We start from the raw sequence: 24,471 nt of genomic DNA on the forward strand, positions 1-24,471 counted from the left end.
TCATAGGATTTTTTATAAAAACTCGAATTAACAGGTACGTTTTGTCTTGTTTAGTTTTCAAAGATCATCTTCGCCGTTCTTAGCGGCTTTAATAATATAACATTTCGCTTCATCTTATGTCAACAACTTTTTTAAAGTTTATTTCCCGAAGCGTTTTGTGTTTGCCACTGTGTGTCAGCGACGATTAATAATATATCACGAAAACATTCTATCGGTCAACGCCTTTTCAAAACTTTTTTTGAAATAGTTTTATTAAGCATCTTAAACCCTTGTCCTGCATACAATCAAGTAACAATCTTGGACAAGGCAGGAGTGTTTGAATTGAGTCGATTATATGTGTTGCCTATTAAACGGCTGAAGCAAGTTGTCATTATTCTTGTAGCAGCCCTTGCAGCTGCAACCTTTTTTTATGTACAAAAGGCACCGCCGCTGTCGGTATTTAAAACTGAACATGGACCCCGAGCCATTTATAAAGGCGAGACTTCATCAAAGCATGTCTCTCTCACTTTTAATATTGGCTGGGGAGATGAGAAGGCTGTTCCTATTTTAAATGTCCTTCGAGAGTACGGTATAAAGAACGCCACTTTCTTTCTGTCTGCTTCTTGGGCTGAGCGTCATCCTGATATCGTGAAACAAATTAGGGAGGACGGCCATCAAATTGGAAGCCTCGGCTATGCTTATAAAAATTATAGCCAGCTTGAAGATAGTGAAATCAAGCAAGATCTTGTCCGTGCACAAAATACATTTCAAAAGCTTGGACTAGATGACATTCAACTATTAAGACCACCAACTGGACAGTTTAACGAAACAGCACTGAAAATTGCCACACAGTACGGTTATACCGTTGTTCATTACAGTATCAATTCACAGGATTGGCTGAATCCGGGTATCGACCAAATTGTTCGAAATGTAAATGATCGAATGAAAAGCGGAGACATTGTACTCCTTCACGCCTCAGATTCAGCAACCCAAACCGCTCAAGCCTTACCCGCTATTTTGAAACAAATAAAAGAAAAGAATTTAAAAAATGTGACAGTTGGCGAACTGATCTCCAATACGAAAACAAAGTCATCAGAAGTTAAGTAGCTTTCGCTTTTGAAAACCGCGGCATCGCTAACAGCTGAAACGCATTACAGCCTAATAGCGGGAATAGCATTAAATACAGCCAGTCCTCTTCATTGACTCTGAGCGCCGGGAACCATTCTAACGACGTGATGACGACCATGAGAAACATTGCAGAAATAAATGTTTTCTTAGAGGACTGCTGCTGTTTAAAGTAAGCCACGATCAAAGCAAACACACCGATAAATAAAGGCAGCCACAAGTATGGAAGAACTGATTCATTCTCCCCGAAAAACAAAAATCGCAAGTAAGCTAAATCAAACAGCACAAAAATCACAAGAAACAGCTGAATGGTATTCCATAAAGAATGTGACCGGAAAATCTCTAACGCAAACCGGTGCACCGTCAAGAAGACAACAAACCCCATCTGGCTAATGACACTAAAGATCATCCCTACACCAATGAACCAAAACAACACAGATGCGATCTCTAGAATTTCAAACGATATAAAAAGCTTCTGATATTTTCCCCACTCCAGCGCAAAGCCTACCACGCTTGTAATGACCGCTCCAACAGCTAGCACAGAGAAGAAAAAACGAACTAAATCCCGACTTTTCATTGAATTGATCCAACCCCTATTTTTGTTATGTATAAATTCACGTGAAACATTCATATTAAAAGTAAGACATGTAACGAAAGGAGCCACAGTATGTCAAAAGGCATCTTGCGTATAGTGAGCTGTTTTCTTCTTTTATCTCTAACAGCTTGTGCTCCCAAAACCCAATCCTCATCTAATATGGACTATGACGAAACAAAAAAAATGGTCGTCGATATATTAAAGACAGATGACGGTAAAAAGGCCATTCAACAGTTATTAAATGACGAGGCAATGAATGAAGCTTTGGTAATGGATGAACAAACTGTGAAAAAAACGATAGAGAAAACACTGACTTCTGATAAAGGCAAAGAGTTCTGGAAGAAGGTCTTTGAGGATTCTAAATTTGCCGAGACTTTCGCAAAATCCATGCAGCAACAGCATGAAAGGATGTTAAAACAGTTAATGAAGGATCCTGACTATCAACAGCTGATGATGGATATTCTCAAGGATCCTGAGATGGAAAAGAAATACGGTGAACTGGTAAAAAGCAAAGAGTTTAGAAAGCACTTAGAAAAAGTCATTACGGAAACATTAAGCAGCCCTCTTTATAAGAAGAAATTCGAAGATGAGCTCAAAAAGGCAGCATCTGAAAGCAGCAGTGATTCCGGATCGCAAGGCAGCGAAGGAAGCGACAGTTAAACATCACCCGAGTGGCATTGATCCACTCGGGCTTTTATTATGCTTTCACTGCTAATTGTTCAATGACTTTATTCGCAATGTGTTGATACACTTCTCCTGTTGGATGACTTGCATCATAGACAGAAGGCGCGAAATCATCCTCATTCCAATCAGGCTGTCTTAAAGGAATTTGGCCAAGGACTGATACACGCAGCTCTTCAGCCAGCTTGTCCCCGCCGCCTTTTCCAAAGACGTATTCCTTCTCACCTGTTTTTTTGCTTTCATAATAGCTCATATTCTCAACGACACCGAGCACTTCATGATCTGTTTGCAGTGCCATTGCGCCTGCTCTTGCTGCAACGAAGGCAGCCGTAGGATGCGGTGTAGTAACAATGATTTCTTTACAGCTAGGCAGCATTGTATGAATATCAAGCGCCACATCTCCCGTTCCAGGCGGAAGGTCTAATAGTAAGTAATCTAATTCTCCCCACTCAACTTCGTGGAAGAAGTTATTTAACATTTTTCCAAGCATCGGCCCTCTCCAAATAACCGGTGCATTTTCTTCAACAAAAAAGCCCATTGAAATCACTTTGACACCAAAGCGCTCCACAGGAATAATTTTTTCCCCTTTAACTGTTGGTCTGACAGTGATTCCCATCATATCCGGTACACTAAAGCCATAAATATCAGCATCAATCAGCCCGACTTTTTTCCCTAGACGAGCCAGCGCTACAGCAAGGTTAACAGAAACAGTCGATTTACCAACGCCGCCCTTTCCACTCGCAATCGCTAAGAACTCAGGCGGATTTTTAGAGTTAAGTAAGGTTTCTTCCTCATCTTGTGATGGCATAAACTTTTCAAGTGTTTCCTGAGGCAGTTCCTCGAAACGAAGTCCTACTGTATTAGCGCCTGCTGATTTCAAGGCTTGTACGATGTCTTGCTGCAGCTTCATCTGCTCAGCAGTGCCTGTTTTTGCAATAGCCAACTTTAGGCTCACATGCTCTTTCTCAGGCTTTAGGCTGATTTCCTTGATAGCATCCAGCTCACCAAGCGGTATATGAAGGAAAGGTTCGTCCATCTTCCCAACTAGTTTTCTCACATCATCTTGTCCGATCATAGCAGAACCTCACCCTTTATTGAATTCGTTTACAATCCAAGTATATCATACATATCCTTACAATGTCTGTCCTGTTTGCCTGCGATCAAAAGGAAAAAGCCCCTTATTCAGGCGGCTCTTTTTGCTCTGTTAAATATCTTAAAATCCCTTTATAAATAGAGGCGGCAATTTGATCCTGATATTTAGGTGTTGCCAGCTGGCCAGCCTCTTTTGGATTGGAGAGAAATCCAATTTCCACAAGAGCTCCTGGCTTTGTGACATTTTGCATTAAATAAATGCCGTTGATCCGCTTCGCCTTTCGATCTGTGTTTTCAAGGTTTCTGCGCAATTCATCTTGAATGAACTTCGCTGCCTTTTCATTCTCTTCATACTTTCCGTAAAAAAACGTCTGAGCCCCGCTCCATTTGTTAGATGGTATCGCATTTAAATGAATGCTTAAATAGAGATCCGCTTCAGATTCATTGATGACTTTAACGCGGTTCCTTAAATCCTCCGCTTTCTTCCGGGCATATCCTCTTGTATTCTTTGATGATAAATCAGAATCATCCTCTCGTGTCATGAGAACAAGCGCTCCCTGCTCCTGCAAATAGTCACGTATCTTCATGGATACATCTAGCGCAATCTCTTTCTCAAGTAGCTCTCCTCCTACAGCCCCGCCATCTGGACCGCCGTGACCCGGATCTAAATAAATGATCTTCCCGCTTAGAGGCAAATTCCACGATTTCCACGAATCATCATTTAGAAATTGAAACCTGAATAAGAATAAGAGGACAATAAACCCAATTAAAAACCCTGTCCACTTCAGCTTTCTTTTCATCCCTGTCCCTCCCATACACCATTATTTTATAGATATGGGACAAGGGCTGGAAATATGCTTAGTGCAGCCGAAGCTTGTGTCTTTTTTCTGATTCACGAAAGCCTTCCTGCCACCACATGCTTAAAAATTCTTTCGCAGATGGATACAAACACGACATCTTCCGCTCCATACGGAACATATTCCCCCACGATTGCAAACATCCTGCCAGCTCTTCAATCAGCTCAGCTTCCTCCTGGGAGGACCGCTTCTTGATATCGTCGAACGATTCCCCGTATTTACTCGACTCACCGTATCTCCCGCCAGCTAAAAAAGCTTCAATGGCGAAATCGATACAGCCATCACTCATAATCCCAGCTGGATCATCTGCAAATGGAAACAGCTTCTTCGTGAATTTTTCGGAAGCAGCCGTTACTTGTTGAAGAGACAATGTACGCAAAAGCTTCTTTTCAAGCGTGACATCTCGTTTTGTTTTCAGTTGATAAAATGAAAGCACTTCTGCCATGAACTGAACTCCTTTTTTCTTTGTATTGTTCGTTGGTTTGAACAAAACATGCAGTTCAGTAAATGGAAAACATGAAATAAATGGTGAAAATGGGACCTTGTGATAAAATAGATTTTTATATAGAAAAAATTATAAAGGGGCAAAGTAAATGAAAAAGTGGATATACATCCTACTACTAATGACAGTCATTCTATCCGCTTGCAGTAGTCAAGCTAGTGAGAAAGAAAGCGACATTAAAGGAATAGAAGATATTTCCTTAAACCAGCTTTCTAAGCACAAAAATTCTTATATTGGAGACAACGGAGCAATCGGCGCTATTTTATCAGATCTTCCAGGTAACGTGATTCGTGAGTATGAAATCGCAGATGAAAAAGCACTAAAAGTAACATATGGCGTGAAGGAAAATGCCACTTATACAGAAGAACAATTTGATGCATCTTGGTTTGATAAGAAGGATACCATTGAAAAAAACTACTTATATAATGCATTGGCACTTTTTATTCTTATCGATAATGTAGAGCAAGTGACACTCAAGATGAACTCTAACGACGAACCGTCCGTCACGTTTAAAAGAAAACAGCTAGAAAAAAAGCTCCCTCACCCTTTTAAAGAGTACAAAGATGATACAGCGCTTTGGCAAAAGGAACTGGTTGATGGAGTTGTGAAGTCAAAAGAGAAACGCCAAGATGTATACAAAGCGTTTCCAATGCAGAAATAATAAAACAGAGGGAAGTTTCCCTCTGTTTTTTGATGTTTATGTAGTGAAAGCCTGAATCAAACGTTGTCGAAAGTTTTGATCCATTGCTGCAGTAAGCATAAATTCGTTGAATACTTCCCCAATCCAATGAGAATTCTTCGCTTTTGGATCATTGATAAAAAGAGAAATGGATATAGATGAGATATCCGTTTTTCGATATAAAGCAGCTGTGAAAACAAACAACGTCGCTCCGCCTTTATACCAAATATATTGATCTTTTTCCGTCTTCAATGTTTCTCCCAGCACAATTTGGCTAAAAAGACGCTTTTCTTCTGTTGTTAACAGCTCATCCTGCAGGCGTTTCATAAAATGTGCATATTGATTGGTTGTAGACTTTGTCAACTTTTGTGTCAGTAATGATTGAATACGAAAGCTTAATAAGTCCTTTTCCATTATTTTTTCTTCTAACATCTTTTTATGCTCTGGGTCATTTTTCATGATATTAAAAATCTCATTCATTAGAGATTTATATTGTTCATGAGATACACCGCTCATTTGCTTTAATGCATCCTGCTCATGATCAGATACATAAGCAGGCCACAACAACTTTGGCGTCAGCGGCATGAGTTCATCATGTTCTGTAAGACCTGCTTGTTTCATCCGATTATTAATCTTTTCTAAGTCGAGCAAGTCAATCAAATAATCAGTACAAGCATTCGAACTGAATTGCATCATTCCTTTGGCAACATCTAATAAAGTTGCATGCTCAGAAAAAGCGTTGACCTCCAGCCAGTATGTGTGAGCACCGCCATCTGTTCTATCAATATAAAACCGCTCTATGTCCGCCAATGCCACTTTTTCATCTAGCTTGATGTCACCGCTGGATACAGCTTTAACAAAATGAAATAAAACTACTAATTTCACCGTACTTGCAAGTGGCGTTTTTTGATTAGCATTCCACTCTAACAACACATCTTCATTTTCAATGATTGTTACTGATACGTCCTTTTTGTTTTTTGTGACAAATGTCAAAAGGTCTTCTTTTGTTTCCTTTAAACCGATTTTCTGCAACATGTTTCTCCTTTCAAGATAGGATTTATATATTCAATATAGCAAATATTTCAAATAAAGGCACAAAAAAGGCAGAGGCTCTTGAATCCTCCGCTTCTTGATATCCTTATTCATGGGGCAAATGCAGCTTCATTCCTTCATGAGTGGCTTCAAACCCTAATTTCTCATAAAAATGTCGTGCTTCTGGCCTCTGTTTATCTGTTGTCAGCTGAATCATATGACAGCCGCAGTCGCTTGCGCGTTGAATGGCCCACTTGATAAGCAGCGAACCGACTCCTTTTCCTCTATGACTCGAAGCTGTACGAACTCCTTCGATGGATGCTCTCCATCCCCCTTGATGTGTAAGAAATGGCGTCATGGTTAACTGAAGAACACCAACTGCTTCTTCCTGATCACACGCAACAATGAGTTCAATATTTGGATCAGCATCGATTGAATAAAAGGCTTTGATATAGCTTTCTAATAATGGGCGAGTGTAACGCTCTCTCTTTTGACCTAACTTATCATCTGAAAGCATGAAGACGATTTTGTCGAGGTCTTCTTGCACGGCTTCTCTAAATGTCAATTGATTTAAATTCAATGAAAGCACCTCCTATGATGGATGGAAGACTGTTTTCACTTACCAAAATACCATTCTCATATAAGATTTGTTCAGCTGCTTTTTCATCAAAGTACTTCATATCATGAAATCTGATCAAGCCCTCTTCTCGAACCATTCCTCTTGTAGGAGAGCATAGTAAAACTCATCCCACCACTCATTTCCTTGTGGTATACATTTTTTAAAATACCCCTCTCTCCTCATCCCCATTTTCTCCATCACTCTCCAAGATGGCACATTTTCAGGCTGACAAGTGGCAATGATTCGATGTAAATTCATTGTGTGAAAACCATGATGCAGAACGGCATAAGCCGCTTCTGATGCATAGCCTTTGTTTTGATAGGCAGGATTGAAGACCCACCCAATTTCATATGTGTGCTCACCAAAGTATGGATGGAACACGATATGCCCGATGCATATCTGATCTTCTTTTAATAGAACAGCAAAATTCTTGGCTGTTTTAAGACGATTATTTTTAACAAATTCCTGCGCATTTTCTTTAGAAAAAACACCTTCCGGAATATACTTCATTACCGCCGGATCAGATGTATATGCATAAACATCATGCCAATCATCTTCAGCAAATGATCGAATGATACACCTTTCTGTTGTTAGATTCATATGACACCCCTCCATAGACTTCGTCTTTAAACAGAGACCTTGCTATGATCCTATTTTATATGTTTCCAAACAGAAAAAAACACAAATAAAAAAAGCACCAGCAGGATGCTGATGCTTTTCATATATGGTTTGTCTGTAACAAACCTTTGTAAAACGTCCATACAATATAAAATTGATTAACGCTTCGAGAACTGAGGTGCGCGACGTGCGCCTTTAAGACCGTATTTCTTACGCTCTTTCATACGAGAGTCACGAGTAAGAAGTCCAGCACGTTTAAGTGGTGTACGGTACTCAGGATCTACTTCTAGAAGAGCACGAGAGATACCGTGACGAATTGCTCCAGCTTGACCAGAGAATCCACCACCGTGAACATTTACAAGAACATCGTAGCTGTTAGCTGTTTCTGTGATGTTCAAAGGCTGTTTCACGTCTTCGATTAAAGCAGCGAATGGAATGTATTCAGTAATTTCACGATTATTAACGACGATACGGCCTTCACCTGGAACTAAGCGAACGCGCGCTACAGAACTTTTACGACGACCTGTACCGTAATATTGAACCTGTGCCAAATTGTTAACCTCCCTTATAATTAACCGCGAAGTTCGTAAACTTCAGGTTGTTGTGCTTGATGTGGATGCTCAGAACCACGGTACACATTTAATTTTTTGAACATTTGACGACCTAGTGGACCCTTTGGAAGCATACCTTTGATAGCAAGCTCCAACATTTTTTCAGGGTAGTTTGTACGCATCTCAAGAGCAGTTCTTTGTTTCAAACCACCTGGGTGCATAGTGTGACGGTAGTAAATTTTGTCCGTCAATTTCTTACCAGTTAATTCGATTTTCTCAGCATTGATGATGATGACATGATCACCTGTATCAACGTGTGGTGTATAAGTTGGTTTGTGCTTACCGCGCAAAAGTGATGCTACTTCAGTAGAAAGACGACCTAGAGTCTTGCCTGCCGCATCAACAACTAGCCATTTGCGCTCAATTGTGCTTGCGTTCGCCATTGGTGTTGTACGCATGAGTTTCCCTCCTAAATAAATCAATGAATTTTCCTTGAATCAAATGCTACGTTCTATTTCAAAACACAGATAAGTCTTCCGGGGCTTATTTGTGGGGTTGAAATACATACCATATGATATCTTATAACTTTCTGCTTCCTGTGTCAAGAACATGTTACACCTGGTTTAGTTGTCATAGAAAACTTCCCATAAATACAGTCCGTGACTAGGCGCAGTCTTGCCTGCCGCTTCGCGATTTCGGGCGGCAAGCATGGCTTTTATCTCCTCAGGGTGAAATTTACCAGAACCGATTTCAAGCAACGTTCCAGCGATAATCCGCACCATGTTGTATAAAAAACCATTCCCTCTCACACGCATTTCAAGCCCATCTGAGACGTTTTTCCACTCGAGGGCATAAATATCCCTCACCTTGTCCTGAACCTCTGTATTGGCCGCACAAAAGCTTGTAAAATCATGTGTCCCAATCAAGTGCTCAGCGGCTTCTCTCATTTTATCGATATCCAGCCGGTAAGGATAGTGGCAGGCATACTGTCTCGTGAACACATTTTGGTGCGTTTCCGTTGAGACCTTATAACGGTACTCCTTCGAAACAACACCAAATCTGGCATGAAACGAATCATCGACCTCCTCAGCCTTTAAAACACGGATATCATCCGGCAGCAGGCTGTTGAGGGCAAAAGGCCATCTCTCCATCGGAATCGAGAGCGGAGTGTCAAAATGGATGACCTGTCCCTTTGCATGAACACCGCTGTCTGTCCGGCCGGAAGCCACAATCGGAATCAGTTCATCCTGTTTATGCATTCTTGCAAGGGCAGACTCTATCTCCGTCTGTACGGTTCGCTGCCCTGGCTGCACCTGATAGCCTTTAAAATGTGTCCCATCGTAGGATACAGTACATTTGACCTTCATCTAGGAATCACCTAATTTCTAAGCAGCACAAGGAGCGCTGTTAACAGGATGAATAGAAGCAGCGTGAACGTGTCCTTCATGCCCCAGACAAGCTGACGGTATTTCGTCCGTCCTTCTCCCCCGCGGTAGCCTCTCGCTTCCATCGCGGTCGCCAGTTCTTCTGCACGCTTAAACGCACTGACGAAAAGGGGAACAAGCAAAGGAACGATGGCTTTCATGCGATCCTTTAAAGGTCCGCTTGTAAAATCAACGCCTCGAGCCATTTGTGCTTTCATGATTTTGTCCGTCTCTTCTAGTAAAGTCGGAATAAACCGAAGAGAGATGGACATCATGAGAGCAAGCTCATGAACAGGCAGTTTGACTTTACGGAATGGGTGCAGCAGCTTCTCCATCCCGTCTGTCACTTCTATAGGCGTTGTGGTTAACGTAAGAAGTGTCGTCATCATAATGAGATAGACAAAACGGAGTGAAATGAAGATCCCCTGCTTTAAACCTTCTTCATAAATATTCAGAAAACCAAAGTGGAATAGCAAGGCGCCATCCTTTGTCATGAAAATATGCAGAATAAAGGTAAACAGGACAATCCATAGGATTGGCTTCATTCCCTTGAGAATAAAGTATAGCGGCACCTGAGAAACCATCACTACAAGAATGGTAAAGACACCTAAAAGCCCGTAAGTGATGTAATTATTAGCAAAAAAGACAATAAAGACAAAAAAGAAAATTGATAACAGCTTTGTCCTTGGATCAAGACGATGGACAAAGGATGAACCTGGCACATATTTGCCGATAATCATACTATCCATCATGATGTCGTGTCCTCCTGATAAAGAGCTGTTAAGGCATCTGCCATTTCATCCATGGTCAGAAGCGGCCTAGGAAACGTAATACCTAGCTTTTCTTCTACAGTCTGCTGGAATTTAATCGTTTCCGGGAGGTCGAGACCAAACGAAGACATATCTGTACGATTGGCAAACAACTCTCTCGGCGTGCCTGTCGCCTTCACTGTCCCTTTATGCATCACAATCATTTGATCCGCATAATGAGCGGCGTCCTCCATACTGTGTGTGACCAGGATCGTGGTGAGGTTTGCCTTTTGATGAAGGTCATAGAACATGTCCATGATTTCCTTCCGCCCGCGTGGATCTAGCCCAGCAGTCGGCTCATCAAGCACAAGCACCTCTGGCTCCATCGCTAAGACGCCTGCAATCGCCACACGTCTCATTTGACCGCCGCTTAGTTCAAAGGGAGATCGAGATAATAGGGACTCAGGAAGACCCACCAGCTTCAGCATCTCCTTCGCCTTCGTTTCTGCTTTCTCTTGAGGAACACCAAAGTTCATCGGGCCGAAGCAGATATCCTTGAGGATGGTTTCCTCAAAGAGCTGATGCTCAGGAAACTGAAACACGATGCCTACCTTTTTCCGGAGGGGTTTCATATCCTTCTGCTTTTTATTGGCTTGTAAAACCGTCTCTCCAAGCGCAATACTCCCCTTCGTTGGTTTGAGCAATCCATTTAAATGCTGCAGCAATGTAGACTTGCCAGAGCCCGTATGACCAATGACAGCGACATAGCTGCCCTCTTTGATGGAAGCATTGACATCATACAAAGCGAGACGCTCAAACGGCGTTTTCATTTGATAACGATGCTCTAATTCTTTGATCGTAATGTCCATAGCTCTTTCACCAATCCTTCTTGTGTCAAATGGGCATTTGCAAGCGGCACACCTTGCTGCTTCAATTGCTTGCTCAAGCGATAGGAGAATGGCAGATCAAGTCCAATCTGAACCAGCTGTTCATCTAGTTCAAATACTTCCTCTGGCGTTCCCTCGGCAAATTTCTTCCCGCCATTCATCACAATAACGCGGTCTGCCTTGGCAGCCTCGTCTAAATCATGTGTGATGGAAATGACTGTGACTGTTCCTTGTTCCTTCAGTAGTCTAACAGTCTCTAACACTTCTTCACGGCCAATCGGATCAAGCATTGATGTTGCTTCATCCAAGATCATGATGTCAGGGCTTGCGGCAAGCACACCTGCAATAGCGACTCTCTGCTTCTGCCCGCCTGATAGATGGTGCGGCTCTTGATCAAGAAACTCCTGCATATTGACCTGTTTGACAGCCCAATCTACACGTTCTATCATCAATTCCCGCTCAACCCCGTTATTTTCTAAACCAAAAGCCACATCATCACGAACCGTTGAGCCCACAAATTGGTTATCTGGGTTTTGAAAGACCATTCCGACCTTTTTGCGAATATCCCAGACACTTTCTTCTTTGAGCTCAATCTCTCCAACCTTGACCGTACCAGCATCCGGTAAAATGAGCCCATTCAGCACACGGGCAAGTGTGGATTTACCTGAACCGTTATGACCAACAATGGCGAGCCATTCATTTTGATTCACATGCAGTGACACTTGATCTAAAGCGGGCTTGTCCGCATCCTTGTGATAACGAAATACAATGTCCTTTACGTCAATTAATGTCTTCCCCATCTCTACCGGACCTCCTCTCAGCTCAACCTCTTCTTTGCTTATTCCTAAAAAAAGCCGTAGTACCTAAAAAAGGGCATAGATCCAGTTATGAACTGTCCCGCCCTTTCTTAGATACACGATATGTGATTAAACTAATTCAATGACAGCCATTGGTGCGCCATCGCCGCGACGAGGTCCAAGCTTCATGATACGAGTGTATCCACCTTGGCGATCTTCGTAGCGAGTTGCAACGTCAGCGAATAATTTTTGAAGTGCATCTTGGTTTGTTTCAGCGTTAGCTACTTCATTACGAATGTAAGCTGCAGCTTGACGGCGAGCATGAAGATCTCCGCGTTTGCCAAGAGTGATCATTTTTTCAACTACAGAGCGAAGTTCTTTCGCACGTGTTTCAGTTGTTTCGATGCGTTCGTTGATGATCAAATCAGTCGTTAGGTCACGAAGCATTGCTTTACGTTGTGCACTAGTGCGTCCTAGCTTTCTGTATGCCATGTGATGTCCCCTCCTTAATTAGAGATGCTGTATGAATAAAAAACACACGAAAATCCTAGTTCACAATGAAACTAGTCAATCGTCTTTACGAAGACCCAGTCCAAGTTCTTCTAGTTTCGCTTTCACTTCTTCAAGAGATTTACGTCCAAGGTTACGAACTTTCATCATATCCTCTTCTGTCTTGTTAGCAAGCTCTTGAACAGTGTTAATACCCGCACGCTTCAAACAGTTGTAAGAACGAACAGAAAGATCAAGCTCTTCAATTGTCATTTCAAGCACTTTTTCTTTTTGGTCTTCTTCTTTCTCAACCATGATTTCAGCATGCTGAGCTTCGTCAGTTAACCCAACGAAAATATTCAGGTGTTCAGTTAAAATCTTAGAACCTAGAGCGATCGCTTCTTTCGGTCCTGTGCTTCCATCAGTCCATACATCTAGTGTTAATTTATCATAGTTTGTGATTTGCCCAACACGGGTGTTCTCCACTTGATAAGTCACACGAGATACAGGTGTATAGATTGAGTCGATCGGAATCACACCGATTGGCTGATCGTCTCTTTTGTTTGCATCAGCAGGATTATACCCGCGACCTCTTTGTGCAGTTAAGCGAACACGGAAGCTCGAATTCTTGCCAAGAGTTGCGATGTGAAGATCTGGATTTAAGATTTCAATATCGCTGTCGTGTGTAATATCAGCAGCTGTTACAGTACCTTCATCTTGTACATCAATTTCAAGCGTCTTCTCTTCTTCAGAGTAGATTTTGAGTGCAAGCTTTTTAATGTTTAAGATAATCGTTGTAACATCTTCAACCACGCCTTCGATCGTTGAGAATTCGTGTAAGACACCATCTATCTGGATCGATGTTACAGCTGCACCAGGAAGTGAGGATAAAAGGATACGACGAAGGGAGTTCCCTAAAGTGGTACCATATCCACGCTCAAGTGGCTCTACGACAAACTTGCCATACTTGGCATCGTCGCTGATTTCAACCGTTTCGATTTTTGGTTTTTCAATTTCGATCATCTAATAAAACCCTCCTTCAAAACGTCGAAACCTCGAATAGAATCATATGAGATTCCATCCGAAATTCCTCATTGTTTAGTCCCGTATGTGCTCAGGCAACGAGTCGTGTATTCGTCTCATAAATAACTGTATCATAACCCATTATTGACAGGGACACAAAATCTATACAAACAAATTACACGCGGCGACGTTTTGGTGGACGGCATCCGTTATGAGGAACTGGAGTTACGTCTCTAATTGCAGTAACTTCAAGACCAGCAGCTTGAAGCGCACGAATTGCAGCTTCACGACCAGAACCAGGACCTTTAACAGTTACTTCAAGTGTTTTAAGACCATGTTCGATAGAACCTTTAGCAGCAGTTTCAGCAGCCATTTGTGCAGCGAAAGGAGTAGATTTACGAGAACCTCTGAATCCTAATGCACCAGCACTTGACCAAGAAATTGCGTTTCCATGAACATCAGTAATCGTTACAATCGTGTTGTTGAAAGTGGAACGAATATGAGCGATTCCAGCTTCAATATTCTTTTTCACGCGACGTTTACGCGTATTTTGTTTACGAGCAGCAGCCATTCTTTAACTACCTCCTTTACTTATTTTTTCTTGTTAGCTACAGTACGACGCGGACCTTTACGAGTACGCGCGTTGTTTTTTGTGTTTTGTCCACGAACAGGAAGTCCTCTACGATGACGGATTCCGCGGTAGCTTCCGATTTCAATTAGACGCTTAATGTTAAGTGAAACTTCACGACGAAGGTCACCTTCTACTTTAAGTTTGTCAATGATATCACGGATTTTACCAAGTTCGTCTTCAGTTAGATCGCGAACGCGAGTGTCTTCAGAAACACCTGCTTCTTTAAGGACTTGTTGCGCAGTCGTACGACCAATTCCAAAAACATATGTTAAAGAAATGACAACACGCTTATCACGTGGAATATCTACACCAGCAATACGAGCCATGATTTGGGCACCTCCTTGTTATTAGCCTTGTTTTTGTTTATGTTTTGGGTTTTCACAGATCACCATTACTTTTCCTTTTCTGCGAATCACTTTACATTTTTCACAGATAGGTTTAACAGATGGTCTCACTTTCATGTGTTTCCAACCTCCTTCTTCCGGAGTTGCTTTATTTGTAACGGTACGTAATTCTACCACGAGTTAAGTCATATGGAGATAATTCTACCGTAACTTTGTCTCCAGGTAAAATGCGAATGAAGTGCATACGGATTTTTCCTGATACATGAGCCAAAACTGTATGACCATTCTCTAGTTCAACTTTGAACATTGCATTTGGCAAAGTTTCTGCTACAGTACCTTCCACTTCAATTACATCGTCTTTCGCCATTCAAGTGTTCTCCCTTCTTCAAATCAGTAACTTGCTCTCTGACAAATGTCCAAATGAGAATCTCTCAATTGTTCATCTATCACCCGACCTGTTTTGAATATACTGTTCTGAACTTCCGGAGATACGCAATCATAAAAGGTTATATGATTGATATTTTTTCTTAGGAGAATGAAATTTACGCTTTTCTCCGTCTGCGATTAGTACATGGCAGCCACCGAACATGCCGATGACACCTGTATACTGATCTTGTTCTTTCTTTGGACTATACAGACAACCTGCCCGATTTGGGCCTGAAAGGCTTCAGTGAAGACCTAAATCTTAGTCAGTATATCAAAACCTGTATCTGTAATCGCAATCGTATGCTCAAAATGAGCACACTTTTTCCCATCAACCGTTACAACCGTCCAGTTATCAGCCAATGTTTTCACATATCGGCTGCCTGCGTTCACCATCGGTTCGATGGCCAACACCATCCCAGGTTTTAGCCGCGGGCCTTTGTTGGGCGGACCATAATGAGGAATTTGAGGGTCCTCATGAAGATCCTGTCCGACCCCATGTCCAACATATTCTCTAACAACTGAAAAATTCTCATTTTCAACATACGTTTGTATGGCATGGGAAATGTTCGACAGACGTTCGCCTGGCTTTGCTTCCTGTAAGCCTTTATATAGAGATTCCTCTGTGACTTCCAGTAGTTTGCGGTCTTCATCACTGATTACCCCAACTGGATAAGTCCAAGCAGAGTCACCATGATAGCCATTTAACTTTGCGCCAATATCGATACTAATGATGTCACCATCACGTAAAACCCGTTTACCAGGAATACCGTGAACGAGTTCTTCATTCACCGAAACGCAAATGCTCCCGCGAAAACCATTATACCCTTTAAAAGATGGGATTGCACCCTGCTTTGTAATAAAACGTTCGGCAATTTGATCCAATTCTTTTGTCGAAATACCTGGTTTTATGTGTTTCTTCAGCTCTTCATGAGTCAGTGCGACAATACGTCCAGCTTCTCTCATAATCTCAAGCTCGCGAGGAGTTTTACAGATAATCATTTATTTAATCCTCCAAGCAGGTCCTTGATATCTGCATATACATCGTTAATGTGCTTCGCACCATCAATGTTTGCAAGATATCCTTTTTCTGAATAGAAGTTCAGTAAAGGTTCAGTCTGCTTTAAGTTCACTTCAAGTCTAGTCGAAACGGTTTCTGCATTATCATCTGCACGTTGATAAAGCTCGCCTCCACACTTGTCACAAACATTTTCTTTCGCAGGTGGATTAAATACTAAATGATATGTTGCTCCGCAATTTTTGCAAATTCTTCGGCCAGTCAGACGCTCCATCAAAGCATCTTTATCGACTTTAATATTAATGACATAATCAATCGTTCTGCCAAGGTCCTTTAGAATTTCTTCTAAAGCTTCAGCCTGAGCGACTGTTCGCGGAAATCCGTCCAGAAGAAAACCTTGTTCACAATCATTTTTGCCAAGTCTTTCTCTAACAATACCGATTGTGACCTCATCAGGAACAAGCTCTCCTTTATCGATAAAGGATTTTGCTTCGAGCCCAAGTTGTGTCTCCTCTTTCATAGCAGCGCGGAACATATCTCCTGTTGAGATATGAGGGATCCCATAATCATCAACAATTCGTTCTGCCTGAGTGCCTTTACCAGCACCCGGAAGCCCCATTAAGACTAAGTTCATTTCGGATTTCCCCTTCCTTACTTAGAGAGGTTGGGCAGCTGCCCAGCCCTCTGTTTTATTTCATAAATCCACGGTAATTTCGTTTCACTAATTGGCTTTCAAGCTGTTTCATTGTTTCAAGTGCAACACCTACAACAATGAGAAGACTTGTGCCGCCAATTTGTGCAGCGGAAGGTAATCCAGCGAATTGAATGAAAAAGATAGGAAGTATTGAAATCACGGCTAAGAAAATGGCGCCCACAAACGTGAGTCGGTACAAAATGCTCGTAATTCTATCTTGAGTCATTTTCCCTGGACGAACTCCCGGGATATAGCCACCCTGCTTTTGCAGATTTTCAGCCATTTGTTCAGGATTGACTTGGACAAAGGCATAAAAATATGTGAAAGCAACAATCAGTGCTACATAAATCGTCATACCGATTGGCTTAGTATAGTCAAAGTTGTTGGTTATCCAAGTTGTCACATTATTGGTTCCGAAGAACGATGCGATCGTCTGCGGAGTAATAATGAAAGAAACGGCAAAGATGACTGGAATCACCCCTGCTGGATTCACTTTCAACGGAAGGTGCGTTGCTTGACTAGCAGACATTTGTGCACGACCAGTACCTTTTGAATATTGAATTGCAATCTTTCTCACTGCCATTTGAATGTAAATAACACCGATAACAATGACAAGAATGGCAATTACAATAAGGGCAATTTTAAGGATTTGCATGAACAGCTGTCCATCTCCACCTACAAATTGTTGAGCGTACACTTGTTTTAATGTTTGAGGGATACCAGCGATGATACCGGAAAAGATAATAATCGAAATACCGTTACCAACACCGTGAGCAGTGATCTGCTCGCCCAGCCACATTAAAAATGCTGTTCCCGCAGTGAGTACGACCGCAATTAAGAGATACGTTGATACACCAGGGTTTTCAATCAGCATGCCTCCTGCCATATTGTTGAATCCATATGACATTCCTAACGCCTGGATAAATCCTAGAACAATTGTAAAATACCTTGTGAATTGTGCTAACTTTCGGCGGCCAACCTCTCCTTGCTTTGACCACTCAGTAAACTTCGGAACAACATCCATCTGCAAGAGCTGAATGATGATCGAAGCAGTGATATACGGCATAATCCCCATTGCAAGAATGGAGAATTGGAAAAGTGCCCCGCCCCCAAACGTGTTGAGGATTCCGAAAACGCTCATTTGATCCTGTGCCTGGAGAACTTCGGCGTTCACATTAGGCACAGGGATGAAAGCACCTATACGAAAGACGACTAACATTAAAAGTGTGAATATAATCTTATTCCGTATATCTTTCACGCGCATAAAATTGGAGATTGTCTTAAACAAGTTAGATCACCTCGGCTGTACCGCCAGCAGCTTCAATCGCTTCTTTCGCAGAAGCAGAGAATTTATTGGCTTTTACAGTTAATTTTTTTTCTAATTTACCGTTGCCAAGAATTTTTACTCCTGCTTTTAACTTGCTTATTGCACCAGTCTCTAGAAGAAGTTCAGGAGTTACTTCCGTTCCTTCGTCAAAACTGTTTAATCTGTCTAAGTTGATTACCGCGTAATCTTTACGGTTGATGTTTGTAAAACCACGTTTTGGAAGGCGTTGGAATAAAGGCATCTGACCACCTTCGAAACCAGGGCGTACACCGCCGCCAGAACGAGCGTTTTGACCTTTATGACCTTTACCAGAAGTTTTACCGTTACCTGATCCAATACCACGACCAACACGGTTGCGTACTTTACGTGAACCTTCTGAAGGCTTCAATTCATGAAGTTTCATTTGGGCACCTCCTTATCGATTAAAAATGTTTTATTGTTCTTTAACAGAAACTAAATGAGACACCTTGTTAATCATGCCGCGGATCGCTGCATTGTCTTCATGTACGACTGTTTGGTTTGTTTTCTTAAGACCAAGAGTACGAACAGTGACACGCTGATCTTCAGGGCGACCGATTACACTGCGTTTGAGGGTAATTTCTAATTTATTTGCCATTATTGTTCCCTCCTTATCCTAACAGGTCTTCTACAGATTTTCCACGAAGCTTCGCTACATCTTCAGCACGTTTAAGCTCACTTAAACCTTGAAGTGTTGCGCGGATCATGTTGATCGGTGTATTAGAACCTAGAGATTTAGAAAGGATATCAGCTAGACCAGCAAGCTCAAGTACCGCACGCACTGGGCCTCCAGCGATAACTCCTGTACCTTCTGAAGCAGGCTTCAATAGAACGTTTCCTGCACCGAATCGACCGATGATTTCATGTGGAATTGTAGTTCCAACCATTGGTACTTCAATTAAATTCTTTTTCGCATCTTCAACAGCTTTGCGGATCGCTTCTGGTACTTCTTGTGCTTTACCAGTACCGAAACCTACATGACCGTTTTTGTCACCGACAACAACTAAAGCTGCAAAACGGAAACGACGTCCACCTTTAACAACTTTCGCTACGCGGTTAACCGTAACTAAGCGTTCTTCTAACTCTAATTTGCTTGGGTCAATACGACTCATTCGGATGTGTCCCTCCTTCTTTTATTAAAATTTAAGTCCAGCCTCACGAGCAGCTTCAGCTAGAGCTTTTACACGTCCATGATATAGGTATCCTCCGCGGTCAAATACCACGTTAGAGATTCCTTTTTCAACAGCACGTTTTGCAACAAGTTCGCCAACTTTCGTAGCAGCTGCAGTGTCAGAACTATTCTCGATCTTTAACTCTTTATCAAGAGTAGAAGCACTTACAAGTGTTACACCGTTAACATCATCAATTACTTGAGCGTAGATATTCTTGTTAGAACGGAAAACGTTAAGGCGAGGTCTTTCAGCAGTACCTGAAAGTTTCGCACGAACACGAGCATGTCTTTTAAGACGAGTAGCGTTTTTGCTAGTTTTCGTAATCATCCGAGTCACTCCTTTCTTCACTTTAAGCGATCTTACTTACCAGTTTTTCCTTCTTTACGGCGAACGAATTCACCTTCGTAACGAATTCCTTTACCTTTGTAAGGCTCTGGAGCACGGACAGCGCGGATGTTAGAAGCTAGAGCTCCTACACGCTCTTTATCGATACCTTTAACGATTACTTTCGTTTGAGATGGAACTTCTACTTCAACTCCAGCCTCAGGAACGATTTCAACTGGGTGAGAGTATCCAACGTTAAGAACAAGTTTGTTTCCAGATTTAGCTGCACGGTAACCGACACCGATAAGTTCTAAACCTCTTTCGAAACCTTTAGATACACCTTCAACCATGTTAGCAATCAAGCTACGTGTTGTACCATGTAATGCACGGTGTTCTTTATTTTCAGACGGACGGCTTACAGTTAAGACGTTGTCCTCAATTTTAATTTCCATATCAGGGTGAAATGCACGAGTTAGTTCACCTTTTGGTCCCTTTACTGTCACTGTGTTATCGTTGTTTGTCACAGTTACTCCTGAAGGGATCTCGATTAGTTTTTTACCTATACGAGACATACCAAGCACCTCCATTCATCTTAAACTTTTTTTACCATACGTAAGCAAGTACTTCTCCACCAGCTTGTTTAGCACGGGCTTCTTTGTCCGATAAAACACCTTGTGATGTAGAAATAATTGCGATTCCAAGTCCGTTAAGTACACGTGGTACTTCATTTGATTTCGCATATACGCGTAAACCAGGTTTACTGATTCTTTTAAGACCAGTGATAACACGTTCGTTGTTTTGGCCGTATTTAAGGAACAAACGGATAATTCCTTGTTTGCTGTCTTCGACGTACTCAACGTCACGGATAAAACCTTCACGCTTTAAGATTTCAGCAATTTCTCTTTTGATTTTTGAAGCCGGTACTTCTAGCTTCTCATGACGTACCATGTTCGCATTGCGAATACGAGTCAGCAAATCTGCAATCGGATCTGTCATAACCATTATTTAATAACCTCCTTCCCATTTATGGGGATTACCAGCTGGCTTTTTTAACGCCAGGAATTTGTCCTTTATATGCAAGTTCGCGGAAACAAATACGGCAAAGTTTAAACTTACGAATAACTGAATGTGGACGTCCACAACGTTCGCAGCGCGTATACTCTTGAACTTTAAACTTTTGTTTGCGTTGTTGTTTCGCAATCATAGACTTTTTAGCCACGATTTCGCCTCCCTTTCATTGATTATTTCTGGAACGGCATACCTACTTGAGTTAATAACTCACGTGCTTCTTCGTCCGTATTGGCAGTAGTAACGATAACGATATCCATACCGCGGACCTTTGTTACTTTATCGTAATCAATTTCTGGGAAGATTAACTGTTCTTTAATACCAAGCGTGTAGTTTCCACGACCGTCGAAAGATTTCTTAGAAATCCCGCGGAAGTCACGTACACGTGGTAAAGACACAGAAATAAGTTTATCAAGGAAATCATACATGCGCTCTCCGCGAAGTGTTACTTTCGCACCGATTGGCATTCCTTCACGTAGACGGAAACCAGCAATAGACTTCTTCGCACGAGTAACGACAGGTTTTTGACCAGCGATAAACGTTAATTCTTCAACAGCAGTATCGATTGCTTTAGCGTTTTGAACGGCGTCACCAACACCCATGTTGATCACGATTTTTTCGATTTTTGGCACTTGCATTACTGAAGTGTATTCAAACTTAGAAACTAATGCAGGTGTAATTTCTTTTACATACTTTTCTTTAAGGCGGTTCATGAGAAAGACCTCCCTTCCTTATTTACTATTTATCTAGAACTTGCCCAGATTTTTTCGCTACACGGACTTTCTTTCCGTCCTCAACTTTATACCCAACACGTGTCACTTCACCAGTTTTAGGATCAAGCGGCATTACGTTTGATACGTGGATTGGCGCTTCTTGTTCAGAAATTCCGCCTTGAGGGTTAGCTTGGGTTGGTTTAGAGTGTTTTTTCACAAGGTTAATACCTTCTACTAAAACACGTTCCTTTTTAGGGAAAGCAGCAAGGATGACACCTTGTTTACCTTTATCTTTACCAGAGATAACCACTACTTTATCGCCCTTTTTAACATGCATTTAATCGCACCTCCTTGAGTCGCGGATTGTATTCATTAAAGTACTTCTGGTGCTAGAGAAACAATTTTCATATAGTTGTTTTCACGAAGTTCACGTGCTACTGGTCCGAAGATACGAGTTCCACGTGGGCTCTTGTCGTCACGGATGATGACACAAGCATTTTCGTCGAAACTGATGTAAGATCCATCGTTTCTGCGAGCTCCGCTCTTAGTACGAACGATAACTGCTTTCACAACTTCACCTTTTTTGACAACGCCTCCAGGTGTTGCTTGTTTAACCGTACAAACAATGACATCACCGATGTTAGCCGTTTTACGTCCAGAGCCACCAAGAACTTTAATCGTTAGTACTTCGCGTGCGCCAGAGTTGTCAGCTACTTTTAAACGAGTCTCCTGTTGAATCATTAATGTTACCTCCTTTCGGAAAAAGAAATCCGAACTTTATTAGATAATAACGGCTTCTTCGACAACTTCAACTAGACGAAAGCGTTTAGTCGCAGATAAAGGACGAGTTTCCATGACCTTTACGATGTCTCCGATTTTTGCTTGGTTGTTTTCATCATGTGCTTTGAACTTTTTAGAGTATCTTACACGTTTGCCATAAAGTGAATGCTTTTTGTATGTTTCAACTACAACAGTGATGGTTTTATCCATTTTGTCAGAAACAACACGACCTTGATACACTTTACGTTGGTTACGTTCGCTCATGTTTGCGGGGCCTCCCCTCTAATTATTATTTATTAGCAGCGATTTCTCTTTGACGAATCACAGTTTTCATGCGTGCGATTGATTTACGCACTTCACGAATACGAGCAGTATTTTCAAGCTGCCCAGTCGCTAATTGGAAACGAAGATTGAAAAGTTCTTCTTTAAGAGACTTTACTTTTTGTTCAATTTCAGCAGTGGTAAGGTCACGAATTTCATTAGCTTTCATTTGATTCACCACCAATTTCTTCACGTTTTACGAACTTCGTTTTAATTGGCAATTTGTGAGATGCAAGACGAAGAGCTTCACGAGCCACTTCTTCAGACACACCAGAAATTTCAAATAAAACTTTGCCCGGTTTTACTACAGCTACCCATCCTTCTGGAGCACCTTTACCGGAACCCATGCGGACCTCTAGAGGTTTAGCTGTGTATGGCTTAGAAGGGAAAATTTTAATCCAAACTTTACCGCCACGTTTCATGTAACGAGTCATAGCAATACGAGCAGCTTCGATTTGACGGTTTGTGATCCAAGAAGCTTCAAGAGCTTGGATACCGTACTCACCGAAATGTACTTCAGTACCGCCTTTTGCACGACCACGCATTTTTCCACGATGTTCTCTGCGATACTTCACGCGTTTTGGCAATAACATATTATTTTCCTCCTTCCGCAGTATTCTTCTTAGTTGGAAGGACTTCTCCACGATAGATCCATACTTTTACGCCAAGCTTACCATAAGTAGTATCAGCTTCAGCAGTAGCATAGTCGATGTCAGCACGAAGTGTGTGCAATGGAACAGTACCTTCACTGTAATATTCAGAACGAGCAATATCTGCACCGCCAAGACGACCAGAAACCATTGTTTTGATTCCTTGTGCTCCAGCACGCATTGTGCGTTGGATTGTTTGTTTTTGTGCACGACGGAATGAAATACGGTTTTCAAGTTGACGAGCGATGTTTTCAGCAACTAGCTGAGCATCAAGATCTGCTCTCTTGATTTCAAGAATGTTGATGTGTACACGTTTGCCAGTTAGGCTGTTAAGAGCTTTACGAAGTGCTTCAACTTCAGATCCGCCTTTACCAATTACCATACCTGGTTTAGCCGTGTGGATTGTGATATTTACGCGGTTTGCAGCACGTTCGATTTCTACTTTAGAAACAGACGCGTCAGACAAACGCTTGCTGATGAATTCACGGATTTTCAAGTCTTCATGTAAGAAGTCAGCGTAATCTTTTCCTGCGAACCATTTAGATTCCCAATCACGAATGACGCCAATACGAAGACCTACTGGATTTACCTTTTGACCCACGGATTATCCCTCCTTCTTTTCTGATACAATGATTGTAATGTGGCTAGTACGTTTGTTAATTGCGCTCGCACGACCCATAGCACGTGGACGGAATCTCTTAAGTGTTGGACCTTCGTCAACGAATGCTTGAGTAATCACTAGGCTGTTAGCGTCCAACTCGTAGTTGTGCTCAGCGTTTGCGATAGCAGATTTTAATACTTTTTCAATAATTGGTGAAGCAGCCTTAGGTGTAAGGTTTAAGATAGAAACTGCTTCTCCTACTTGCTTACCTCGGATCAGGTCCATTACTAGACGTGCTTTACGAGGAGCAATACGGACTGTTCTTGCGACAGCTTTAGCTTGCATTTAAAAGCCTCCTCTCATTAGCGTCTTGTTTTTTTATCGTCACTAGCATGACCTTTGTAAGTACGGCTTGGTGCGAATTCGCCCAATTTGTGACCTACCATATCTTCAGAAATGAAAACAGGTACATGTTTGCGTCCGTCATAGACAGCGATTGTGTGACCGATGAATTGTGGGAAAATTGTAGAACGACGAGACCAAGTTTTTACGACTTGCTTTTTGTCAGTTTCATTCAATTTCTCGACTTTAGCCATCAAATGATCATCAACAAATGGTCCTTTTTTTAAGCTGCGAGCCATTGTGGAACCTCCCTTCGTGATTGAACTACGGTCCTAAATGAACCGTA

General features: G+C 41.8%; 41 protein-coding genes and 1 pseudogene. 3 read left to right on the forward strand and 39 right to left on the reverse strand.

Annotated elements, in window-relative coordinates; genetic code table 11:
- Nucleotides 1-321 precede the first annotated feature (321 nt).
- Nucleotides 322-1,086 (forward strand): polysaccharide deacetylase family sporulation protein PdaB, encoded by a 765-nt coding sequence (gene pdaB / locus QSJ46_RS18005; RefSeq protein ID WP_285605142.1) that lies wholly within the window; start codon nucleotides 322-324, stop codon nucleotides 1,084-1,086.
- On the opposite strand, the gene QSJ46_RS18010 is transcribed toward pdaB, so the two are convergent.
- The gene (locus tag QSJ46_RS18010) at nucleotides 1,079-1,681 is read right to left on the reverse strand and encodes a KinB-signaling pathway activation protein (protein ID WP_285605143.1); all 603 of its coding nucleotides are present in this window, start codon (nucleotides 1,679-1,681) and stop codon (nucleotides 1,079-1,081) included. The genes pdaB and QSJ46_RS18010 overlap by 8 nt on opposite strands.
- Nucleotides 1,682-1,771: 90 nt before the next feature.
- Between QSJ46_RS18010 and gerD the strand changes: the two genes are divergently transcribed.
- Nucleotides 1,772-2,359: a spore germination lipoprotein GerD gene (gene gerD / locus QSJ46_RS18015; RefSeq protein WP_039176014.1), complete on the forward strand. Its 588-nt coding sequence runs from the start codon at nucleotides 1,772-1,774 to the stop codon at nucleotides 2,357-2,359.
- Nucleotides 2,360-2,396: 37 nt separating this feature from the next.
- On the opposite strand, the gene QSJ46_RS18020 is transcribed toward gerD, so the two are convergent.
- From QSJ46_RS18020 to QSJ46_RS18030, 3 genes are all read right to left on the reverse strand, one after another.
- Nucleotides 2,397-3,455, reverse strand: coding sequence for an Mrp/NBP35 family ATP-binding protein (locus tag QSJ46_RS18020; protein ID WP_047203790.1), 1,059 nt, complete (start codon nucleotides 3,453-3,455; stop codon nucleotides 2,397-2,399).
- A 103-nt stretch (nucleotides 3,456-3,558) separates the two neighbouring features.
- Nucleotides 3,559-4,272: an N-acetylmuramoyl-L-alanine amidase CwlD gene (gene cwlD / locus QSJ46_RS18025; RefSeq protein WP_034283867.1), complete on the reverse strand. Its 714-nt coding sequence runs from the start codon at nucleotides 4,270-4,272 to the stop codon at nucleotides 3,559-3,561.
- Between the two features lie 58 nt (nucleotides 4,273-4,330).
- Nucleotides 4,331-4,774, reverse strand: coding sequence for a DUF2521 family protein (locus QSJ46_RS18030; RefSeq protein ID WP_047203791.1), 444 nt, complete (start codon nucleotides 4,772-4,774; stop codon nucleotides 4,331-4,333).
- A 148-nt stretch (nucleotides 4,775-4,922) separates the two neighbouring features.
- On the opposite strand from QSJ46_RS18030, the gene QSJ46_RS18035 reads away from it, so the two are divergent.
- Nucleotides 4,923-5,492 (forward strand): DUF4825 domain-containing protein, encoded by a 570-nt coding sequence (locus QSJ46_RS18035; RefSeq protein WP_269773805.1) that lies wholly within the window; start codon nucleotides 4,923-4,925, stop codon nucleotides 5,490-5,492.
- Between the two features lie 36 nt (nucleotides 5,493-5,528).
- On the opposite strand, the gene QSJ46_RS18040 is transcribed toward QSJ46_RS18035, so the two are convergent.
- From QSJ46_RS18040 to rpsS, 35 genes and pseudogenes are all read right to left on the reverse strand, one after another.
- Complete coding sequence (locus tag QSJ46_RS18040) at nucleotides 5,529-6,542, reverse strand: serine hydrolase (RefSeq protein ID WP_483298743.1); 1,014 nt, start codon at nucleotides 6,540-6,542, stop codon at nucleotides 5,529-5,531.
- 106 nt (nucleotides 6,543-6,648) lie between these two features.
- Complete coding sequence (locus QSJ46_RS18045) at nucleotides 6,649-7,122, reverse strand: GNAT family N-acetyltransferase (protein WP_285605145.1); 474 nt, start codon at nucleotides 7,120-7,122, stop codon at nucleotides 6,649-6,651.
- 114 nt (nucleotides 7,123-7,236) lie between these two features.
- Entirely contained in the window at nucleotides 7,237-7,761 is a 525-nt protein-coding gene (locus QSJ46_RS18050) for a GNAT family N-acetyltransferase (protein ID WP_107164237.1), read from the reverse strand.
- A 176-nt stretch (nucleotides 7,762-7,937) separates the two neighbouring features.
- Entirely contained in the window at nucleotides 7,938-8,330 is a 393-nt protein-coding gene (gene rpsI, locus QSJ46_RS18055; protein WP_007496354.1) for a 30S ribosomal protein S9, read from the reverse strand.
- Between the two features lie 20 nt (nucleotides 8,331-8,350).
- A complete protein-coding gene (gene rplM, locus QSJ46_RS18060; protein ID WP_003217042.1) occupies nucleotides 8,351-8,788 on the reverse strand; it encodes a 50S ribosomal protein L13 in 438 nt (145 codons plus the stop codon).
- A gap of 165 nt (nucleotides 8,789-8,953) precedes the next feature.
- On the reverse strand, nucleotides 8,954-9,697 hold the full coding sequence (gene truA, locus QSJ46_RS18065; protein WP_047203795.1) for a tRNA pseudouridine(38-40) synthase TruA: 744 nt from the start codon (nucleotides 9,695-9,697) through the stop codon (nucleotides 8,954-8,956).
- 11 nt (nucleotides 9,698-9,708) lie between these two features.
- On the reverse strand, nucleotides 9,709-10,506 hold the full coding sequence (locus QSJ46_RS18070; RefSeq protein ID WP_047203796.1) for an energy-coupling factor transporter transmembrane component T family protein: 798 nt from the start codon (nucleotides 10,504-10,506) through the stop codon (nucleotides 9,709-9,711).
- A complete protein-coding gene (locus QSJ46_RS18075) occupies nucleotides 10,503-11,372 on the reverse strand; it encodes an energy-coupling factor ABC transporter ATP-binding protein (RefSeq protein ID WP_107164235.1) in 870 nt (289 codons plus the stop codon). The genes QSJ46_RS18070 and QSJ46_RS18075 overlap by 4 nt, the downstream gene beginning before the upstream one ends.
- Nucleotides 11,348-12,190: an energy-coupling factor ABC transporter ATP-binding protein gene (locus QSJ46_RS18080; RefSeq protein WP_008356549.1), complete on the reverse strand. Its 843-nt coding sequence runs from the start codon at nucleotides 12,188-12,190 to the stop codon at nucleotides 11,348-11,350. Before QSJ46_RS18080 ends, QSJ46_RS18075 begins: the two co-directional genes overlap by 25 nt.
- Nucleotides 12,191-12,316: 126 nt before the next feature.
- A complete protein-coding gene (gene rplQ / locus QSJ46_RS18085) occupies nucleotides 12,317-12,679 on the reverse strand; it encodes a 50S ribosomal protein L17 (RefSeq protein ID WP_003216944.1) in 363 nt (120 codons plus the stop codon).
- Nucleotides 12,680-12,754: 75 nt separating this feature from the next.
- The gene (locus tag QSJ46_RS18090) at nucleotides 12,755-13,699 is read right to left on the reverse strand and encodes a DNA-directed RNA polymerase subunit alpha (RefSeq protein ID WP_285605146.1); all 945 of its coding nucleotides are present in this window, start codon (nucleotides 13,697-13,699) and stop codon (nucleotides 12,755-12,757) included.
- 175 nt (nucleotides 13,700-13,874) lie between these two features.
- Complete coding sequence (gene rpsK / locus QSJ46_RS18095) at nucleotides 13,875-14,270, reverse strand: 30S ribosomal protein S11 (protein ID WP_003217231.1); 396 nt, start codon at nucleotides 14,268-14,270, stop codon at nucleotides 13,875-13,877.
- Nucleotides 14,271-14,290: 20 nt separating this feature from the next.
- Nucleotides 14,291-14,656: a 30S ribosomal protein S13 gene (gene rpsM / locus QSJ46_RS18100; RefSeq protein ID WP_003217023.1), complete on the reverse strand. Its 366-nt coding sequence runs from the start codon at nucleotides 14,654-14,656 to the stop codon at nucleotides 14,291-14,293.
- 21 nt (nucleotides 14,657-14,677) lie between these two features.
- On the reverse strand, nucleotides 14,678-14,791 hold the full coding sequence (rpmJ, locus tag QSJ46_RS18105) for a 50S ribosomal protein L36 (protein WP_003156543.1): 114 nt from the start codon (nucleotides 14,789-14,791) through the stop codon (nucleotides 14,678-14,680).
- 31 nt (nucleotides 14,792-14,822) lie between these two features.
- Nucleotides 14,823-15,041, reverse strand: coding sequence for a translation initiation factor IF-1 (gene infA, locus QSJ46_RS18110; protein WP_003217190.1), 219 nt, complete (start codon nucleotides 15,039-15,041; stop codon nucleotides 14,823-14,825).
- Nucleotides 15,019-15,325, reverse strand: a pseudogene (locus QSJ46_RS18115) (KOW domain-containing RNA-binding protein). The gene infA and the pseudogene QSJ46_RS18115 overlap by 23 nt, the downstream one beginning before the upstream one ends.
- 27 nt (nucleotides 15,326-15,352) lie before the next feature.
- Nucleotides 15,353-16,099 (reverse strand): type I methionyl aminopeptidase, encoded by a 747-nt coding sequence (gene map, locus QSJ46_RS18120; protein WP_003217210.1) that lies wholly within the window; start codon nucleotides 16,097-16,099, stop codon nucleotides 15,353-15,355.
- Entirely contained in the window at nucleotides 16,096-16,749 is a 654-nt protein-coding gene (locus tag QSJ46_RS18125) for an adenylate kinase (protein WP_024425604.1), read from the reverse strand. Before QSJ46_RS18125 ends, map begins: the two co-directional genes overlap by 4 nt.
- A gap of 55 nt (nucleotides 16,750-16,804) precedes the next feature.
- Complete coding sequence (gene secY, locus QSJ46_RS18130; protein WP_047203799.1) at nucleotides 16,805-18,097, reverse strand: preprotein translocase subunit SecY; 1,293 nt, start codon at nucleotides 18,095-18,097, stop codon at nucleotides 16,805-16,807.
- 1 nt (nucleotide 18,098) lies between these two features.
- Complete coding sequence (gene rplO / locus QSJ46_RS18135; protein WP_003216888.1) at nucleotides 18,099-18,539, reverse strand: 50S ribosomal protein L15; 441 nt, start codon at nucleotides 18,537-18,539, stop codon at nucleotides 18,099-18,101.
- Between the two features lie 30 nt (nucleotides 18,540-18,569).
- Nucleotides 18,570-18,752 (reverse strand): 50S ribosomal protein L30, encoded by a 183-nt coding sequence (rpmD, locus tag QSJ46_RS18140; protein WP_003217067.1) that lies wholly within the window; start codon nucleotides 18,750-18,752, stop codon nucleotides 18,570-18,572.
- 13 nt (nucleotides 18,753-18,765) lie between these two features.
- Nucleotides 18,766-19,266 carry a 30S ribosomal protein S5 gene (rpsE, locus tag QSJ46_RS18145; RefSeq protein ID WP_007496332.1) on the reverse strand — a complete coding sequence of 167 codons (501 nt, stop codon included), beginning with the start codon at nucleotides 19,264-19,266 and terminating at the stop codon, nucleotides 18,766-18,768.
- A 24-nt stretch (nucleotides 19,267-19,290) separates the two neighbouring features.
- Nucleotides 19,291-19,653, reverse strand: a complete 363-nt coding sequence (gene rplR / locus QSJ46_RS18150) for a 50S ribosomal protein L18 (protein ID WP_008356544.1) — start codon at nucleotides 19,651-19,653, stop codon at nucleotides 19,291-19,293.
- A gap of 32 nt (nucleotides 19,654-19,685) precedes the next feature.
- On the reverse strand, nucleotides 19,686-20,222 hold the full coding sequence (gene rplF / locus QSJ46_RS18155; RefSeq protein ID WP_008345395.1) for a 50S ribosomal protein L6: 537 nt from the start codon (nucleotides 20,220-20,222) through the stop codon (nucleotides 19,686-19,688).
- 31 nt (nucleotides 20,223-20,253) lie between these two features.
- Nucleotides 20,254-20,652: a 30S ribosomal protein S8 gene (gene rpsH / locus QSJ46_RS18160; RefSeq protein WP_007496327.1), complete on the reverse strand. Its 399-nt coding sequence runs from the start codon at nucleotides 20,650-20,652 to the stop codon at nucleotides 20,254-20,256.
- Nucleotides 20,653-20,683: 31 nt separating this feature from the next.
- Nucleotides 20,684-20,869, reverse strand: a complete 186-nt coding sequence (gene rpsN / locus QSJ46_RS18165) for a 30S ribosomal protein S14 (RefSeq protein WP_008356542.1) — start codon at nucleotides 20,867-20,869, stop codon at nucleotides 20,684-20,686.
- Nucleotides 20,870-20,891: 22 nt separating this feature from the next.
- On the reverse strand, nucleotides 20,892-21,431 hold the full coding sequence (rplE, locus tag QSJ46_RS18170; protein ID WP_024425600.1) for a 50S ribosomal protein L5: 540 nt from the start codon (nucleotides 21,429-21,431) through the stop codon (nucleotides 20,892-20,894).
- Between the two features lie 25 nt (nucleotides 21,432-21,456).
- A complete protein-coding gene (gene rplX, locus QSJ46_RS18175; protein ID WP_008356538.1) occupies nucleotides 21,457-21,768 on the reverse strand; it encodes a 50S ribosomal protein L24 in 312 nt (103 codons plus the stop codon).
- Nucleotides 21,769-21,803: 35 nt separating this feature from the next.
- Complete coding sequence (gene rplN / locus QSJ46_RS18180) at nucleotides 21,804-22,172, reverse strand: 50S ribosomal protein L14 (protein ID WP_003216882.1); 369 nt, start codon at nucleotides 22,170-22,172, stop codon at nucleotides 21,804-21,806.
- A 39-nt stretch (nucleotides 22,173-22,211) separates the two neighbouring features.
- Nucleotides 22,212-22,475: a 30S ribosomal protein S17 gene (gene rpsQ / locus QSJ46_RS18185; RefSeq protein ID WP_003216906.1), complete on the reverse strand. Its 264-nt coding sequence runs from the start codon at nucleotides 22,473-22,475 to the stop codon at nucleotides 22,212-22,214.
- A 25-nt stretch (nucleotides 22,476-22,500) separates the two neighbouring features.
- Nucleotides 22,501-22,701 (reverse strand): 50S ribosomal protein L29, encoded by a 201-nt coding sequence (rpmC, locus tag QSJ46_RS18190; RefSeq protein ID WP_003217155.1) that lies wholly within the window; start codon nucleotides 22,699-22,701, stop codon nucleotides 22,501-22,503.
- Entirely contained in the window at nucleotides 22,691-23,125 is a 435-nt protein-coding gene (gene rplP, locus QSJ46_RS18195) for a 50S ribosomal protein L16 (RefSeq protein ID WP_003156478.1), read from the reverse strand. The genes rpmC and rplP overlap by 11 nt, the downstream gene beginning before the upstream one ends.
- A gap of 1 nt (nucleotide 23,126) precedes the next feature.
- Complete coding sequence (rpsC, locus tag QSJ46_RS18200) at nucleotides 23,127-23,783, reverse strand: 30S ribosomal protein S3 (protein ID WP_003217241.1); 657 nt, start codon at nucleotides 23,781-23,783, stop codon at nucleotides 23,127-23,129.
- Between the two features lie 3 nt (nucleotides 23,784-23,786).
- Nucleotides 23,787-24,128, reverse strand: a complete 342-nt coding sequence (gene rplV, locus QSJ46_RS18205; protein ID WP_285605147.1) for a 50S ribosomal protein L22 — start codon at nucleotides 24,126-24,128, stop codon at nucleotides 23,787-23,789.
- Between the two features lie 17 nt (nucleotides 24,129-24,145).
- The gene (gene rpsS / locus QSJ46_RS18210; RefSeq protein WP_003216920.1) at nucleotides 24,146-24,424 is read right to left on the reverse strand and encodes a 30S ribosomal protein S19; all 279 of its coding nucleotides are present in this window, start codon (nucleotides 24,422-24,424) and stop codon (nucleotides 24,146-24,148) included.
- Nucleotides 24,425-24,471 lie beyond the last annotated feature (47 nt).

The sequence above is a fragment of the Bacillus sp. YKCMOAS1 genome (assembly GCF_030268125.1).
Taxonomy (GTDB): domain Bacteria; phylum Bacillota; class Bacilli; order Bacillales; family Bacillaceae; genus Bacillus; species Bacillus safensis.